This window comes from Streptomyces zingiberis, assembly GCF_012034935.1.
Lineage (GTDB): Bacteria > Actinomycetota > Actinomycetes > Streptomycetales > Streptomycetaceae > Streptomyces > Streptomyces zingiberis.
In genome coordinates, this window is record NZ_JAATEN010000034.1 from 17,249 (window position 1) to 33,529 (window position 16,281).

General features: G+C 73.5%; 13 protein-coding genes. 5 read left to right on the forward strand and 8 right to left on the reverse strand.

Annotation, left to right across the window (positions count from 1 at the left end):
- Window positions 1–420: 420 nt before the first annotated feature.
- The 7 genes from HCK00_RS26240 to HCK00_RS26270 form a co-directional block, all read right to left on the reverse strand.
- Window positions 421–1,218, reverse strand: coding sequence for an ABC transporter ATP-binding protein (locus HCK00_RS26240; RefSeq protein WP_311765508.1), 798 nt, complete (start codon window positions 1,216–1,218; stop codon window positions 421–423).
- Window positions 1,211–2,146: an ABC transporter permease gene (locus tag HCK00_RS26245; protein ID WP_168104532.1), complete on the reverse strand. Its 936-nt coding sequence runs from the start codon at window positions 2,144–2,146 to the stop codon at window positions 1,211–1,213. The genes HCK00_RS26240 and HCK00_RS26245 overlap by 8 nt, the downstream gene beginning before the upstream one ends.
- Window positions 2,147–2,297: 151 nt before the next feature.
- A complete protein-coding gene (locus HCK00_RS26250; RefSeq protein ID WP_168104553.1) occupies window positions 2,298–3,152 on the reverse strand; it encodes a glycosyltransferase family 2 protein in 855 nt (284 codons plus the stop codon).
- A 38-nt stretch (window positions 3,153–3,190) separates the two neighbouring features.
- A complete protein-coding gene (locus HCK00_RS26255) occupies window positions 3,191–3,970 on the reverse strand; it encodes a CDP-alcohol phosphatidyltransferase family protein (RefSeq protein WP_168104533.1) in 780 nt (259 codons plus the stop codon).
- Window positions 3,948–5,009, reverse strand: a complete 1,062-nt coding sequence (locus HCK00_RS26260) for an iron-containing alcohol dehydrogenase family protein (protein ID WP_168104534.1) — start codon at window positions 5,007–5,009, stop codon at window positions 3,948–3,950. Before HCK00_RS26260 ends, HCK00_RS26255 begins: the two co-directional genes overlap by 23 nt.
- On the reverse strand, window positions 4,997–5,749 hold the full coding sequence (locus tag HCK00_RS26265) for a phosphocholine cytidylyltransferase family protein (RefSeq protein WP_168104535.1): 753 nt from the start codon (window positions 5,747–5,749) through the stop codon (window positions 4,997–4,999). Before HCK00_RS26265 ends, HCK00_RS26260 begins: the two co-directional genes overlap by 13 nt.
- Entirely contained in the window at window positions 5,746–7,650 is a 1,905-nt protein-coding gene (locus HCK00_RS26270; RefSeq protein WP_168104554.1) for a DUF5941 domain-containing protein, read from the reverse strand. The genes HCK00_RS26265 and HCK00_RS26270 overlap by 4 nt, the downstream gene beginning before the upstream one ends.
- 483 nt (window positions 7,651–8,133) lie before the next feature.
- On the opposite strand from HCK00_RS26270, the gene idi reads away from it, so the two are divergent.
- From idi to HCK00_RS26290, 5 genes are all read left to right on the forward strand, one after another.
- A complete protein-coding gene (gene idi, locus HCK00_RS26275) occupies window positions 8,134–8,772 on the forward strand; it encodes an isopentenyl-diphosphate Delta-isomerase (protein ID WP_168104536.1) in 639 nt (212 codons plus the stop codon).
- Window positions 8,773–8,998: 226 nt separating this feature from the next.
- Window positions 8,999–9,880 (forward strand): SCO6745 family protein, encoded by an 882-nt coding sequence (locus HCK00_RS26280; protein ID WP_168104537.1) that lies wholly within the window; start codon window positions 8,999–9,001, stop codon window positions 9,878–9,880.
- A gap of 333 nt (window positions 9,881–10,213) precedes the next feature.
- Window positions 10,214–10,339, forward strand: a complete 126-nt coding sequence (locus HCK00_RS28320) for an LPFR motif small protein (RefSeq protein ID WP_277348319.1) — start codon at window positions 10,214–10,216, stop codon at window positions 10,337–10,339.
- Between the two features lie 111 nt (window positions 10,340–10,450).
- Window positions 10,451–12,931, forward strand: a complete 2,481-nt coding sequence (locus HCK00_RS26285; protein ID WP_311765510.1) for a Tex family protein — start codon at window positions 10,451–10,453, stop codon at window positions 12,929–12,931.
- Between the two features lie 164 nt (window positions 12,932–13,095).
- The gene (locus HCK00_RS26290) at window positions 13,096–14,040 is read left to right on the forward strand and encodes an EamA family transporter (protein WP_168104538.1); all 945 of its coding nucleotides are present in this window, start codon (window positions 13,096–13,098) and stop codon (window positions 14,038–14,040) included.
- Between the two features lie 227 nt (window positions 14,041–14,267).
- Here the strand turns inward: HCK00_RS26290 and HCK00_RS26295 are convergent, their stop codons facing one another.
- Window positions 14,268–16,058: a BCCT family transporter gene (locus HCK00_RS26295; RefSeq protein WP_311765511.1), complete on the reverse strand. Its 1,791-nt coding sequence runs from the start codon at window positions 16,056–16,058 to the stop codon at window positions 14,268–14,270.
- Window positions 16,059–16,281: the final 223 nt, after the last annotated feature.

Genomic DNA, 16,281 nt, shown 5'->3' on the forward strand with positions numbered 1-16,281 from the left:
GGCAGACAGGCAGACAGGCAGACAGGCAGACAGGCAGACAGGCAGACAGGCAGACAGGCGAGTGGATCACCGGGAGCCGGCGGCCGCGAGCTTCTCCGCCCTCGGCACGGACGCGGAGTCGGCGCTGCGGCGGACGGCGGGGCATCACGCAGTGCTGGGCGGAGCCGGCGCGGCGGCTGGGGCGAAGCCGGTGGGGACCACCGCCCCGGGGCCCCACCGGGCGCCGGGGCGGGAGCGGGAACGGGAACAGAAGCGGGGCCGACACCACGGGGTCCCCGCCGGATCGTTCCGGCGGGGACCCCGTGGTCGGCTTCCTCTCCTGTCCCCCGTCCCCCGCCCCCGCCTCCCAGGCGGGCCCGGTGACCGGGGGGCCGACGGGGCCGACGGGACCGACGGACCGACAGGACTCAGGGGCCCGGGTTACTTCCCGGTCTCCTTCTCGTACGCCTTCAGCACCTCGTCGGTGGAGCCGTCCATGACCAGTTCCCCGCGCTCCAGCCACAGCGTCCGCTCGCAGGTGTCACGGATGGACTTGTTGTTGTGGCTGACCAGGAAGACCGTGCCGGCCTCCTTGCGCAGTTCGCGGATGCGGGCCTCGGAGCGCTTCTGGAACTTCCGGTCGCCGGTGGCCAGCGCCTCGTCGATCATCAGCACGTCGTGGTCCTTGGCGGCGGCGATGGAGAAGCGCAGCCGCGCCGCCATGCCGGAGGAGTACGTGCGCATGGGCAGGGTGATGAAGTCGCCCTTCTCGTTGATCCCGGAGAAGTCGACGATGCTCTGGTAACGGGAGCGGATCTGCTCGCGGGTCATGCCCATGGCCAGCCCGCCGAGGATCACGTTCCGCTCGCCGGTGAGGTCGTTCATCAGGGCCGCGTTGACACCGAGGAGCGAGGGCTGGCCGTCGGTGTAGACCTTGCCACGCTCGGCGGGGAGCAGTCCGGCCACCGCCTTCAGCAGGGTGGACTTGCCCGAGCCGTTGGAGCCGATCAGGCCGATGGCCTCACCGCGGTAAGCGGTGAAGGACACGCCCTTGACGGCGTGCACCTCGCGCATCCCGGCCGGCGCCTTGCGGCGGATCAGCCGGTTGAGGGCGGCGGTCGCGCTGCCCTTGCCGCGCGGCCCGCCGTTGACCCGGTAGACGATGTGCAGCTCGTCGGCGATGACGGTGGGGACGCGGGTGGCGTCGCCGCCCGGACGGGATTCGCTCTGCTCAGCCACGGCCGTACCGCTCCTCAGCCTTCCAGAAGTAGATGAAGCCGCCGATGCCGATCAGGAGGGCCCAGCCGAGGCCGAGGGCCCAGACGTGGTCCGGCAGGCGTGAGCTGCCGTATCCGTCGATCAGCGCGAACCGCATCAGGTCCATGTAGACGGCGGCGGGGTTGGCCATCAGCACGTCGGCGAGCCAGCCGGGGGCCGAGGCCTTGGAGAGCATGTAGTCCAGCGGGAACATCACACCGGAGGCGTACATCCAGGTCCGGGTGACGAACGGCATGAGCTGGGCGAGGTCGGGGGTCTTGGCGCCCAGCCGGGCCATGATCATGGCCAGTCCGGAGTTGAAGACGAACTGGAGCGACAGCGCCGGCAGCACGAGCAGCCACGACAGCATCGGGTAGTGCCCGAACGCCGCCAGCACCACCACCAGGACGATCATCGAGAACAGCAGTTGCTGGAGCTGCTGGAGCGAGAAGGAGATCGGCAGCGAGGCCCGCGGGAAGTGCAGCGCCCGCACCAGGCCCAGGTTGCCGGAGATCGACCGCACGCCCGCCATCACCGAGCTCTGGGTGAAGGTGAAGACGAACACCCCGGTGACCAGGAACGGCACATAAACGTCATGGCCCAGGTCGCCACGGGCGCCGAGCAGCAACCCGAAGATCAGGAAGTAGACCGCCGCGTTGAGCAGCGGGGTCGCCACCTGCCACACCTGGCCCAGCTTGGCCTGGCTGTACTGGGCGGTCAGCTTGGCCTGCGAGAAGGCGACGATGAAGTGGCGCCGGCCCCAGATCTGCCGGACGTACTCCAGGAGGGAGGGCCGGGCCCCGCTCACCGACAGTCCGTACTTGGCGGCGAGCTCGGCCGGGGACAGGCCGTCGTCGGGGGATGGCGGGGCGCTCACCGCGACCGCACCTTTGTGCGATGTCTCACTCACAAGTGGAAACTTTCGTCCTCATGTAACGCAGCCATAGGGAACGCGGCCGTACGGGGCCGGCCTGGACCCGGCCCCGGGCACGGCCGGGGCTCACACCCGCTCCCCCGGTCAAAGGTTCTCCGGGGTCTCAAGGGGTCCCAGGGAGAGCTTGTCAGATGATGGGAGGCCGGCCCAGTCGGGTCAGACGCCATACCGTACGCCACTTCATGGGCCGCCGGGGACCGCAGGGCGACCGCCAGCCCTCCGCGAAACCGCCGAACCAGGCCCGCAGCGCCGGCCGGGACGGCCGGCGGGCGAGGGTGAGCAGCAACCACACCCCCAGATAGAGCGGCACCAGCGGAAACGGCAGGTTACGGCGGGCCAGCCAGACGCGGTTCCGCGCCACCATGCGGTGGTAGACCGCGTGCCGGCTGGGCGAGGTCGCCGGATGCAGCAGCACCAGGTCCGCGCGGTAGTCGATGGACCAGCCGGCGTCCAGGGCCCGCCAGGCCAGGTCGGTCTCCTCGTGAGCGTAGAAGAAGTCGTCCGGCAACCCGCCGACCTGCTGGAAGACGGCCGTGCGCACCGCGTTGGCGCCACCGAGGAAGGTGGTGACCCGGGAGGAGCGCATCGGGTCGGCGGCGCGCAGCCGGGGGACGTGCCGCCGCTGCGTGACCCCGGAGTCCGGGTCCGCGATCCGGAAGCTGATGATCCCCAGCCGCGGGTCGGCGCCGAACGCCTGCCGGCAGCGCTCGGCCGTGCCGGGGTCCGGCAGCAGGCCGTCGTCGTCCAGGAAGAGCAGGACGTCCACGTCCCGGCCGCCGGGCCCGAACGCCTCGATGCCGACGTTGCGCCCGGCGGGGATGCCGACGTTCTCCTCCAGCTCGACCGTCCGCACGGTGAGGTCCGGCACGCTCAGGTCGGGCAGCGGCGACCCGTTGCCCACGACCACGACCTCGACGGGGTCGCCGTCCTGCTTGGCCACCGAGTCGAGCAGCGCGCGCAGCTCCTCGGGACGGTTGCCCATGGTGAGGACCACCGCCCCGAGGCGGGTCACCGGCGCGCTCACTTCAGCCTGCTGGAGGCGAGGACGGACACGAGGTGGAGCAGCGTCTGCAGCAGGGCGATCCCGGCCAGCACGGCCACGCCGAGGCGGGTGAAGAAGAGGTCGCCCCGGACGGCGTCCGCCACCGCCACCACCAGGATGAACAGCGAGGCCTCGACGCCGAGGATCAGCCGGTGGAACTTGAGCGCCGCGGCCGCCTTCCGCGCCGTCGCCACCCCGGAGGAGCGGGGCTCGGAGGCCGCCTCCTGCACCGGCGGCAGCCCGCCCTGGTGCCGGGCGACGCCGACGAGGTCGGTCTCCGCCTTGATCAGCACGGCGCCGAGCGCCGCGAGGGTGCCGAGGAAGGCCCACAGCCAGTCCACCCGCCCCTCGCCCCACAGGTCGGCGGCGCGCAGCCCGAAGCCGACCAGCACGGCGGCGTCGCACAGGTAGGCGCCGACCCGGTCGAGGTAGACCCCGCCCAGGGAGAACTGCTTCTTCCAGCGGGCCACCTCACCGTCCACGCAGTCCAGCAGCAGGTAGAGCTGGACCGCCACCACGCCGAGCAGCGCGCCGGTGATCCCCGGCACCAGCAGCGCCGGGGCGGCGAGGACGCCGCAGACGGTCATCACATAGGTCAGCTGGTTGGGCGTGACCCGGGTGTTCACCAGGTGCCGGTCCACACGGAGCGAGAGTTCGCGCATGTAGAGCCGGCCGGCCCAGTGCTCGCCGCTCCGCCGGTCCTTCACCCCGGGGGGGTGAACGACCGGGCGGAGTTCAGCTACCGATGGCTTTGGCATAGTCGGCGTAAGCGTCCCTGATCTGGTCGGTGGAGAGGTTGAGGTGCTCCAGGATGGTGTACCGCCCGGGGCGGGTCCGCGGCGCGAACTCCACCGCCTTGACGAACTCCTCGTCGCTGAAGCCGATCTCGCCCGGGAGCACCGGCAGCCCGTGCCGCCGCAGCCCCGCGGCCATCAGCGCGGCCTGCTCGTGCGCGCCACGCAGGTGCATGGCGAAGGCGGCGCCGAGCCCGCACTGCTCACCGTGGGCGGCGGCCCGCTTGGGGTAGAGCAGGTCGAGGGCGTGGTTGATCTCGTGGCAGGCGCCCGAGGCGGGACGGCTGTCCCCGGCGACCGACATGGAGATGCCGGTCAGGACCAGCCCTTCGGCGAGCACCGTGAGGAACTCGTCGTCCCCGCAGCCGCCCGGGTGGCGCAGCACGGCCTCGCCGGACTGCCGGGCCATGGCGGCGGCCAGGCCGTCGAGGTGCTCCCCGGTCTCCCGGTGGGAGAGCTCCCAGTCCGCGACGGCGGAGATGTTGGAGATCACGTCTCCGACGCCGGAGCGGACGTAGCGGATCGGGGCCTCACGGATCACGTCGAGGTCGATGACGATCGCGATCGGGTTGGGCACCCCGTAGGAGCCGCGGCCCGCGTCGTTGTCGAGGGTGGCGACCGGCGAGCAGAGACCGTCGTGGGAGAGGTTCGTCGCGACGGCGACCAGCGGGAGGCCGATCCGCGCCGCGGCGAACTTCGCACAATCGATGATCTTGCCGCCGCCCATGCCCACGACCGCGTCGTAGTGGCCGGACTTCATCGCGTCGGCCAGCTTGATCGCGTCGTCCAGGGTGCCGCCGCCGACCTCGAACCAGGCCGCGTCGGGCAGCGCCGGGGCGAACCGCTCACGCAACGCGGGCCCGGAGCCCCCGCTGATCGCGATCGCCAGCTTGCCGGAGGCGGAGATCCGCTGGTCGGCGAGGAGACCGGCGAGATCGTCCAGCGCCCCGGCGCTGATGTCGACGACGAGGGGGGAGGGGATGAGTCGGGTCAGTACCGGCACGCGATCTCCCGGCCACGTGCGAGGTCGTCGTGGTTGTCGATCTCGACCCACTCGACCTCGCCGATCGGGGCCACGTCGACCTGGAAGCCGCGGTTCACCAGTTCCTGGTAACCGTCCTCGTAGTAGAGGTCGGGGTCGCGCTCGAAGGTGGCCTTGAGCGCGTCGGCCAGCTCGGCGGCGGCCTCCGGCTCGATCAGGGTGACGCCGATGTACTCGCCGGTGGCCTCGGAGGGCTCCATCAGCTTGGTGATGCGCCGCACGCCCTTCTCCGCGTCGGCGACGACCTTCATCTCCTCGTCGGCGAGGGTCTTCACGGTGTCCAGGGCGAGGATGATCTTCTGGCCCCGGCCGCGGGCGGCCAGCAGGGACTTCTCGACGGAGACCGGGTGCACGGTGTCGCCGTTGGCGAGGATGGCGCCCTGGGCGAGGACGTCACGGGCGCACCACAGGGAGTAGGCGTTGTTCCACTCCTCGGCCTTGTCGTTGTCGATCAGAGTGATCTTCAGGCCGTACTTCCGCTCCAGGGCCTCCCGGCGCTCGTACACGGCCTCCTTGCGGTAGCCGACGACGACGGCGACCTCGGTGAGGCCGACCTCGGCGAAGTTGCCCAGGGCGATGTCGAGGACGGTGAGGGACTCGGGGTCGCCCTCGGGGCCGACCGGCACCAGGGCCTTGGGCAGCGTGTCGGTGTAGGGGCGCAGACGCCGTCCGGCGCCGGCGGCCAGCACAAGGCCGATCATGCGGGTTCTCCTGATTCGTCGTGTACGGCGGGTGCTCCGGAGGAGACCCAGAAGCGGATGCTCTCGGCGAGCACCACGAGCGCGACGGCCACCGCGAGGGCGGTCAGCGCGAGCGTGAATCCCGGGGCGGTCAGCAGGGCCGCGGCGGTGACCACGAGGACCCGGCCCTCCTGCCCCCCGGCCGCCCGGACCAGCCAGGCCGGCGGGGCGCCGGTGCCACCGCGGATGCGGTACACCGTGTCGTAGTGATGATAGGCGGCCGCGGCCACCAGCCCGAAGGCCGCGGGCAGGGCGCCGTCCGCCGCGGAGCGGGCCGCCAGCAGCAGCACGGTGCCGTACTCGGCGGCGCGGAACACCGGGGGGACGAGCCAGTCGACGGGCCCGGTCAGCGGCCGGGCGGTGGCCAGCCCGGAGAGCGCCGCGTAGCCGAGCGCGGCCAGGACCGGCCAGACGCTGCCGAACGGGGCGAATCCCGCGGTGAGCAGGATCAGCGCGGCGGCGAGCAGGGCGGCGGCCGGGGCGCCGAACAGCGCGGGCAGCCGGCGGGCGGCACCGCCCAGCGCGGCGGACGCGGCCGAGGCGAGCGGGCCGGAGTCGGCGAGTTCCGCCAGCGCGCGGGCGGCGCGGCCGGTGCGGGGGCCGCGGCGGGCGAGGGAGCGCAGCAGCCGGCCCGCGGTGGTGTAGCAGGCGGCGAGGGAACAGCCGGCGAGCAGGGCCAGGAAGACGACGCGGGGTGTGGTGAGTGCCGTGAGGACGGCGATCATCGCCCAGCGCTCCCCGATCGGGAGCACGATCATGCGGCGGGCCCAGACCGTCCAGCCGACCCTGTCCAGCTTGCCGGAGAGCCCGGCGGCGGGGCCGGTGGAGCCGGGGGCGTCGTGATCGGCCTCGGTGAAGGAGAAGTCGACCACGTGCCGGACGGTCTGGAGCACCATCGCGGCGAGGGCGAGCACCCATACGTCCACCCCGCCGAGGTCCCAGGGACCGCCGCCGTCACCGCCGCCGTCGCCGGCGCGGACGGCGCCCACGGCGAGGCCGGCGTAGAAGGCGTACTCCTTGGCCCGGTCGAAGGTGGCGTCGAGCCAGGCGCCGAGGGTGGAGTAGCGCAGCGCGTAACGGGCGAGCTGCCCGTCGGCGCAGTCCAGCACGAAGGAGAGGAGGAGCAGCGCCCCGGCGGCGACGAAGCCCGGACGGGTCCCGGTGGCCGCGCAGCCGGCCGCGGCGAGCGCGGTGAGCAGCGAGGCGGTCGTGACCTGGTTGGGGGTGAGGCCGCGCCGGGCGCACCACCGGGCCAGATGGCGCGAGTAAGGGCTGATGAAGAATGTGGTGAAGAAACCGTCACGCGCCTTCACCGCGCTCCGCAGCCGCACCTGCTCGTCGTCGGTCCCCGCGACGGCGGCGAGCGCCCGCTCCCGCTCCTCGGGGCCGGTGGCCACGGTGGCGACCAGCACGCCCAGCTCCGGCCGGTGCACCTCTTCACCGGCGGCGGCCAGCGCGGCGGCGGCCGCCCCGGGCACCGAATCGGTCGCGGACGGCGCGGGGGGCGCCGCCGCGGTGGCGCCGGCGGCCGCGTGGCCGGACGGCCGTACCCCGGAGACCGGTCCGGCCAGGGCGCGGACCAGCGCGGCCCGCGCGGGCGGCTGTGCCGTGACCGCGCCGGGCACGGCCGCGGCGGGGAAGCGGGGGTCGGTCAGCGCCAGGCGCAGCGCGTGCCGGTGGGCGACCAGGCGGGTGTCCACCAGGGCGACCCGCTCCCCGGCGGGCAGCTCGCGGACGCGGGCGGCCAGGTCTGCCAGGTCGTCGCCCTCCGCGGCCGTGACCACGGCGAAGCCCAGCGCCCGGAGGTCGCTGTGCAGCTGTTCCCCGGCGACCGGCGGGCCGGTGAGGATTGCGGTCGGCAGGACGACTCACTCCTTGGGGCAACTGGGTTCGGCCGGAACGCGGCCGGGGCAGGGCGCACAGGCCCGTGGGCCGGGGCCCGCCCGCGGCCGGGGCGTGTCGGGAGAGGCTATCCGATCCCCGGAAGCCGCCGTTCATCGGCCGTTTACCGGGCGGGGCCAGGGGGGAGGCGGGGCTGTCGATCTTGATCATACGGAGCGCCGGGCGGATGCCGGACCACGGGCCGCGCCGGCCCCGGGCACCCCCGCCGGGCCCCGGCCCGGAGCCGCGCGGAACACCACCGGGCGAACACCCGCCCGAGCGAAAGCGGCGACCGGGCGGCCCTCCGTCCCGGCGGCCGGCCCCCCGTACCACCGGCCTGCCCGTCGGCGCAGGCAACCGCCGGAGTTTTCACATCATTCGGGTGTACGTCATGACGGGCGGCGAGGTAACGGACGGGAGGTGTGAGGCAGACTGGTCCCTCATAGCCGACCAGAAGGATGGCCATGCGGACCACACCAGCCACGCCGGCGGACACCCGTTCCGCGCCCCCCGCCGGACGCTCCGCCGGGGATGCGGGAGCGGCACCGGAGGACGCCGCCGAACCGATCATGCTCGAACTGGTCGACGAGGACGGCAGGACCACCGGTACCGCGGAGAAGCTCTCCGCCCACCTTCCGCCCGGCCGGCTGCACCGGGCGTTCTCGGTCTTCCTCTTCGACTCCGCGGGGCGGCTGCTGATCCAGCAGCGCGCGCTGGGCAAGTACCACTCCCCCGGCGTGTGGTCGAACACCTGCTGCGGCCACCCCTATCCGGGTGAGGCACCGTTCGCCGCGGCGGCCCGGCGGACCTCGGAGGAACTGGGTATCTCCCCCTCGCTGATGTCGGCGGCGGGCACCGTCCGTTACAACCACCCCGACCCGGCCTCCGGGCTGGTGGAGCAGGAGTTCAACCACCTCTTCGTCGGTCTCGTCGACGAGGAGCCGCGGCCGGATCCGGCAGAGGTGGGCCGTACGGCGTTCGTGACCCCGGCGGAGCTGGAGCGGCTCCACGGCGAACGGACGTTCTCCGCGTGGTTCTCCACCGTGCTCGACACCGCCCGCCCCGCCGCCCGCGAGCTGACCGGGCCGGCGGCCGGCTGGTAACCGGCGGGCGGGGGCCCGCCCGGGGCCTCGGGCCGGGCGGACGGCCGAGCACGGTCCGGGCCACGGGGCACGGGACCCCGGCCGGCGAGCCTCGACCGGCGACTCACGGAACAGGGCCGACGGGACACCCGTCCATCCGGCGGAGTCCCCGGCCCCGGATCCACCCGCTCGCCCCCGGTGACGGTCGCCCTTCCCACCCTCACCGACGGCGCATAGCGTGCTCGCCATGACGACGACCTCACCCTCCCCCGCACTGCCCCGGCGCGCCGGCCGGACCTGCCACAACGCGGTCAACCCGCTCCACTCCGTGCTCTACTTCTCCCCCGATCTGCTGCGGGAGTCGGCCGCCATCGGCCTCGACAGCTTCGCCCCCGCCTATCTCGCCTTCCGCGCCGCGCCGCTGGGCGCGGTCGGGGCGGGTGTCGTCACCTCCACCTTCAACAGCTTCAAACACGACCTGGTCGCCCGCCACGTCCCGGCCGTCTGGGAGACCGCCTCCCCGGCCGCGGCGCTCGCGGCGCGGCTGCGCGCCGTCGACGCGACCCTGCGCCGGGTGCTGGGGGACGACGTGGTCACGTCGCCGGAGATGGCCGAGGCGGCCGGGCTGGCGCTGCGCGCGGCGGAGGCGTGCGACCGGACCGGGCGCCCGCTGTACTCGGCGCACGCCGACCTCCCGGTACCGGAGGAGCCGCACCTGGCGCTCTGGCACGCGGCCACACTGCTCCGGGAACACCGGGGCGACGGTCACATCGCGCTGCTCCTCCACGCGGAGCTGTCCCCGGTGGAGTCCGTGGTCACGCACAGCGCCAGCGGTCGCGGCATGCGGCCCGAGTGGGCCATGCGCATCCGCGGGTGGACGGCGGAGGACTGGTCCGAGGCCGAGGCGCGGCTGCGCGACCGGGGCCTCCTCGACGCCGCGGGCGAACTCACGCCCGAAGGTGCCGAGTTGCGCAAGACGCTCGAGGAGGAGACGGACCGCTTGGACCACGCGCCCTACGAGCACCTGGGGGCGGCCGGGGTGGAACGGCTGACCGAACTGGCCTCCGCCTGGCGCGACCGCGCCCTCTCGGGCGGGGCCTTCCCGGCGGACCTCTTCGGCAAGGGCTGAGCCCGGCCGCCGCGCCGCCCCGCCACGCCCGTCGGGCGGGGCCGTGCGGGAAGGCCATGGGCGCAAAGCCGTGCAGGAGGCCGTCGTCAGAAGCGGTGTCGGGAAACCGTGTCAGGACCGTCTCGGGAAGCAGTCCGGGCAAGCCGTGCCAGGAGAGCGCCGCACGGCTGTTTGACGCGTCCGTGCGGGGTTAAGCGCAGCGTACGGCCGCACGGACCGGGAAGTTCCGGTCACCGGCGGCCACCGTACCGGCGTTTTCCCAGCCCCCGGGTCTCACCGGGGGCGGCCGTCCGGACCGGCCGGTCCGGACCGCACACACCAGAGGAGGCCCTCATGTTCAAGGCCATCGCAGACGCCCTGCGCACCGTCGGCGGCGCGCTCGCCACCGTGGTCACCCTGCCGTTCCGCGTCGTGGCCAAGCTCTTCGGCGGTGCCTCCCGCTCCACCGGCCGCGCCTGATCGCGGGCCGGCTCCCGGACTCCCGGGGCCGCCCGACGAGTCCCCCGCCCGGCTGTCCGTGCCGCCTGCCACAATGCAGGCTCCAGCACGACGACAAGGCGGAACGGGATCGTGACAGTCGGGACAACCTCGATCGAGGGCAGGATCGCCGAGGAGCTCGGTGTAGGGGAACGGCAGGTCAGGGCGGCCGTCGAGTTGCTCGACGGCGGCTCGACCGTGCCGTTCATCGCGCGCTACCGCAAGGAGGCCACCGGCACCCTCGACGACGCTCAGCTGCGTACCCTCGAGGAACGCCTCCGCTACCTGCGGGAGCTGGAAGAACGCCGCGCGGCCGTCCTGGAGTCGGTACGCTCCCAGGGCAAGCTGGACGCCGCGCTGGAGGCGAGCATCCTGGCCGCCGACTCCAAGGCGCGGCTGGAGGACATCTACCTCCCCTTCAAACCCAAGCGGCGCACCAAAGCCCAGATCGCCCGTGAGGCGGGGCTGGAGCCGCTGGCGGACGGCCTGCTGACCGACCCGTCCGTCGAGCCGGCCGCCGCCGCGGCGGCCTTCGTCGACCCGGACAAGGGCGTCGCGGACGCCTCCGCCGCGCTCGACGGCGCGCGGGCGATCCTCACCGAACGGTTCGGCGAGGACCCCGACCTGATCGGTGAGTTGCGCGAGCGGATGTGGGAACGGGGCCGGCTGGCCGCCCGGGTGCGGGAGGGCAAGGAGGAGGCGGGCGCCAAGTTCGCCGACTACTTCGACTTCTCGCAGGAGTTCACCGGTCTTCCCTCGCACCGGGTGCTCGCGATGTTCCGCGGTGAGAAGGAGGAGGTGCTCGACCTCGTCCTGGAGCCGGAGGGGCAGGAGGAAGCGCCCGCCGGGGGAACGCCCGCCGGGCCCACCTCCTACGAGAGGGCCATCGCGCGGCGGTTCGGCATCGCCGACCGCGGCCGGCCCGCGGACCGCTGGCTCGCGGAGACGGTGCGCTGGGCCTGGCGCACCCGGATCCTGGTCCGCCTGGGGATCGACCTGCGGCTGCGGCTCCGGCAGGCCGCGGAGGACGAGGCCGTGCGGGTCTTCGCCGCGAACCTGCGGGACCTGCTGCTGGCCGCCCCCGCGGGCTCCCGCCCCACCATGGGACTCGACCCCGGTTTCCGCACCGGGGTGAAGGTGGCCGTGGTGGACGCCACCGGCAAGGTCGCCGCCACCGACACCATCCACCCGCACGTCCCCCAGCAGAAGTGGGACGCCTCGCTGGCCACCCTGGCCCGGCTGGCCCGGGAGCACCGTGTCGAGCTCATCGCCATCGGGAACGGCACCGCCTCCCGGGAGACGGACCGGCTGGCCGCCGATCTCATCGCCCGGGAACCGGAGCTGGGGCTGACCAAGGTGGTGGTCTCGGAGGCGGGTGCCTCGGTGTACTCGGCCTCCGCCTTCGCCTCGCAGGAGCTGCCGGAGCTCGACGTCTCCCTGCGCGGCGCGGTCTCCATCGCCCGGCGGCTGCAGGACCCGCTGGCCGAGCTGGTGAAGATCGACCCCAAGTCGATCGGCGTCGGCCAGTACCAGCACGATCTCTCCGAGGTGAAGCTCTCCCGCTCGCTGGACGCGGTGGTGGAGGACTGCGTGAACGGCGTGGGGGTGGACGTCAACACGGCGTCGGCGCCGCTCCTCGGGCGGGTGTCCGGCATCGGCGCGGGGCTGGCCGAGAACATCGTCGCCCACCGCGACGCCCACGGCCCGTTCGGCAGCCGCACGGCGCTCAAGGACGTGGCACGGCTCGGCCCGAAGGCCTACGAGCAGTGCGCGGGCTTCCTGCGTGTCCAGGGCGGGGCGGACCCCCTGGACGCGTCCGCCGTCCACCCGGAGGCGTACCCGGTGGTGCGCCGTATCGTCCGGTCGTCGGGCACCGATGTGGCGGGCCTCGTCGGCAACACGGCGGTGCTGCGCAAGCTCCGCCCGGCGGAGTTCGTCGACGACTCCTTCGGGCTGCCCACCGTCACCGACATCCTGCGCGAGCTGGAGAAGCCGGGCCGCGACCCGCGGCCGGCGTTCCGCACCGCCGCCTTCAAGGAGGGCGTGGAGAAGATCGGCGACCTGGTGGCGGGGATGCTGCTGGAGGGCGTCGTCACCAATGTCGCGGCGTTCGGCGCGTTCGTGGACGTCGGCGTGCACCAGGACGGCCTGGTGCACGTCTCGGCGATGTCCAGGACGTTCGTGAAGGACCCGAGGGACGTGGTGAAACCGGGTGACATCGTCCGGGTCAAGGTGCTCGACGTGGACATCCCGCGCAAGCGGATCTCGCTGACGCTGCGGCTGGACGACGAGGTTCCGGCACCGGGCGGTGGCTCCGCCGGCGGTTCCGGGGAGCGGCGTCAGGGTGGCCGGGCCCCTCAGCCGCGGCAGGGCCGTCCGGGCCAGGGCAGCCCGGGCGGCCGGGGCGCGCAGGGCGGCCGGGGTGGCGATCAGCGCCGCGGTGGCGGGCAGCCCGGCCGGGGCGGTGGCCAGGCCGGCCGGGGCGGCCGGGGGCCCGCACCGGCGAACGACGCGATGGCGGACGCCCTGCGCCGGGCCGGTCTGCTCGGCCCGGAGGGCGGCGGACGCCGCTGACCACCGCCTGCCGCGTGCCCCGGCCCCACCCGCCGGGGCACGCGGCGGGCTCGCGGCCCGGGTACACCCCGGGCCGCCACGGCCGACCGGCCCGGTAGCCCTTCCCGTCCTCACCTGCGGCTACGGTTTTCCTCCCGTGACGGCGTCCCCGTAGCGTGGGGGGGATGCCTGAGGAGACCACCGTCCACGCGCCACGCACCTCCGCCTCCGGTGCGGATCCCGGCCCCGGCCCGTCCGGAGGGCGGGGAACCGGCCGGTTGCGGGCCTCGGGTCTCGTCCTCGGGAGCGCGCTGTCCCTGCAGTTCGGGTCGGCCGTGGCGGCGCTGCTCTTCCCCCGGGCCGGGGCGCTGGGGGTGGTCACCCTGCGGCTGGTGCTGGCGGCCGTGGTGCTGATGGTCGTCCTCCGGCCGCGGCTGCGCGGGCACACCCGCGCCGACTGGGGCCTGGTGGCGGCGTTCGGGCTGGCGCTCGGCGGTATGAACACCCTCTTCTACCAGGCGATCGAGCGGATCCCGCTGGGGGCCGCCGTGACCCTGGAGGTGCTGGGCCCGCTGGTGCTGTCGGTGGTCGCCTCCCGGCGGGCGGCGAGCTGGCTCTGGGCACTCCTCGCCCTCGGCGGGGTGCTGCTGCTGGGGCGGGGCGGTTTCGACGAGCTGAACGCGTCCGGCGTCGCGTACGCCCTGGGCGCGGGCGCGATGTGGGCGGCCTACATCCTGCTGTCGGCCCGCACCGGCCGCCGTTTCCCGGGCAGCGACGGCCTGGCGCTGGCCATGGTGGTGGCCGCGGCGGCGAGCCTGCCGCTCGGCGTGGCGAGTTCGGGGCGGGCGCTGGTCGACCCGGTGACGCTGGGGCTGGGCGCGGCGGTGGCGCTGCTGTCGTCCGTCCTCCCCTACAGCCTGGAGCTGGCGTCGCTGCGCCGTCTCCCCGCCGCCACCTTCGCGGTGCTGATGAGCGTGGAACCGGCGGTGGCGGCCGTGGCCGGTGCCGTGGTGCTGGACCAGGCGCTGACGCTGATCACAGCCGCGGCCATCGGCCTGGTGACGGCGGCGAGCATCGGTGCCGTCCTCACGCCCCCGGCACGGGGCCCCGTGGCCCCCGGCGCCCCGTAGGGCCGGTCCCGCCCTCCCCCGAGCCGCACGCAGGCCCCGGCACGCGGACCGGGGGCGTCCCGCCCTCCTCTCCCGCCGGTCCACCCGCACACGCCCCTGAGAAAGCAGACGCCGGGAGGCCCGGGCCGAAGCCCGGCTCCTCCCGGCGTCTGACACCGGCCGCCGGTCACACCCGCCCGCCGGTCACCGCCGGCCGGCGGAGGGAGGGCGGAGTCCGGTGGCCCGGATCACGGGGTGCCGCTCGAACCCTCCGGTCCCTTCGCGGGACCCAGGTCCTTCGGGCCGTCCGGACCGGCGGCGGGACCGGAACGGTCCGGTGCGCCCGGCTCCCCCGGCCCGCCGGTCCCTTCGGACCCGCCGGTTCCGTTGACGCCGTCCTCGCCGCCGGGGCCGATGTGCAGCTCGAAGTCGCCGGCGTACCGCTCGTGACCGGCGATCACCGCCGTCTCGATCGCCTCCTCGGCGCGCTCACCTCGGACGATCAGCGGGTCGCGGCGCAGGTCCCGCATGAGGGCGACACAGAGGCCGACCATGACGAACGTGAACGGCGCCGCGGCGAGGATGGTGATGCGCTGCAAGCCGGACAGCGCTTCGTCGCCCCCGCCTCCCACGAGCAGCATGACGGCCGCGACCGCTCCGGTGACCACACCCCAGAAGATCACGACGGGGCGGGTCGGCTCGATGGAGCCCCGCTGGGAGAGGGTGCCCATGACGACGGAGGCGGCGTCCGCGCCGGAGACGAAGAAGATGCCGACCAGGATCATGACCAGCACGCTGGTCGCCGCGGCGAGGGGGTACTCGCGCAGGACGGCGAAGAGCTGGCCCTCGGGGGTGGACTCGTCACCGAGGCGGCCCGCCTCCTGGAGGTTGATCGCGGTACCACCGAAGATCGCGAACCAGACGAGGCTGACGACGCTCGGCACCAGGATGACACCGCCGATGAACTGCCGGATGGTACGGCCGCGGCTGATGCGGGCGATGAACATGCCGACGAACGGCGTCCACGAGATCCACCAGGCCCAGTAGAAGACGGTCCAGCTGGAGAGCCAGTCGGCGACGTCCTGGCCGCCGGAGGCCTCGGTGCGGCCCGCGAGCTGCGGCAGGTCGGCGAAGAAGCCGCCGATCGAGGTGGGCAGCAGGTCGAGGATGAGCACCGTCGGACCGACCACGAACACGAAGAACGCCAGCACCACGGCGAGCACCATGTTGATGTTGGACAGCCACTGGATGCCCCGGGCGACACCGGACACGGCGGAGACGATGAAGGCCACGCTCAGCACGGCGATGATAGCGACGAGCAGCCCGGTGCCGATCGAGTCCATCCAGCCGAGTTCGGTGACACCGCTGCCGATCTGGAGGGCTCCCAGGCCGAGGGAGGTCGCGGAGCCGAAGAGGGTGGCGAAGATCGCGAGGATGTCGATGACCCGGCCGGCCGTGCCGTTGGCGTGCTTGCTGCCGATCAGCGGCTTGAAGACGGAACTGATCAGTTGCCGGCGCCCGCGGCGGAAGGTGCTGTAGGCGATGGCCAGGCCCACGACCGCGTAGATCGCCCACGGGTGGACCGTCCAGTGGAAGAGCGTGGTGGACATCGCGGTGCGCATCGCCTCGGCCGCGTCGGCCGGGTCCGTGCCCGGCGGCGGGTTGGTGAAGTGCGACAGCGGCTCGCTCACGCCGTAGAACATCAGGCCGATGCCCATGCCGGCGCTGAACATCATCGCGATCCAGGACACCGTGCGGAACTCGGGTTCCTCGTCCTCGCCGCCCAGCGGGATCCTGCCGTAACGGCTGAAGGCGAGCCACAGGGCGAAGACGACGAAGCCGGAGGCGGCCAGCACGAACGCCCAGCCGGCGTTGTGCATCAGCCCACCGAGCATCGAGGTGGAGAGGGAAGCGACCGAATCGGTGGCGACGGCGCCCCAGACCACGAAGGCGAGGGTGAGCGCCGCGCTGACGCCGAAGACCAGGCGGTCGGTGTGCGGACGGCGGGTCAGATGAGGACTGCCGGGCAGGGTCGCCACGACCTCATGGAGTGGATGGGGAGCCGGGCCACCATCGGTGGCCTCCCCGTTCTCGCCCTCATGGACGGAATGAGCACCCCTCCTTTCCACCGCATGCTCATGCTCCTGCTCCGCCATGTCTGAAACCTTTCGTTGACCGGGTAACGCGGATGACCGCTACCCATACTCTCTCGTCTCACTCGTGCGGAAGGTCACAACAACCTCACAGGTCATACCGTGACCA

Coding starts and splice junctions, on each gene's coding strand:
- HCK00_RS26250 (WP_168104553.1), bottom strand. CDS start 3,152: ATGGGCAACCGTCCCGAGGAGCTGCGCGCGCTGCTCGACTCGGTGGCC.
- HCK00_RS26290 (WP_168104538.1), top strand. CDS start 13,096: ATGCCTGAGGAGACCACCGTCCACGCGCCACGCACCTCCGCCTCCGGT.
- HCK00_RS26280 (WP_168104537.1), top strand. CDS start 8,999: ATGACGACGACCTCACCCTCCCCCGCACTGCCCCGGCGCGCCGGCCGG.
- HCK00_RS26255 (WP_168104533.1), bottom strand. CDS start 3,970: ATGCCAAAGCCATCGGTAGCTGAACTCCGCCCGGTCGTTCACCCCCCC.
- HCK00_RS26265 (WP_168104535.1), bottom strand. CDS start 5,749: ATGATCGGCCTTGTGCTGGCCGCCGGCGCCGGACGGCGTCTGCGCCCC.
- HCK00_RS28320 (WP_277348319.1), top strand. CDS start 10,214: ATGTTCAAGGCCATCGCAGACGCCCTGCGCACCGTCGGCGGCGCGCTC.
- idi (WP_168104536.1), top strand. CDS start 8,134: ATGCGGACCACACCAGCCACGCCGGCGGACACCCGTTCCGCGCCCCCC.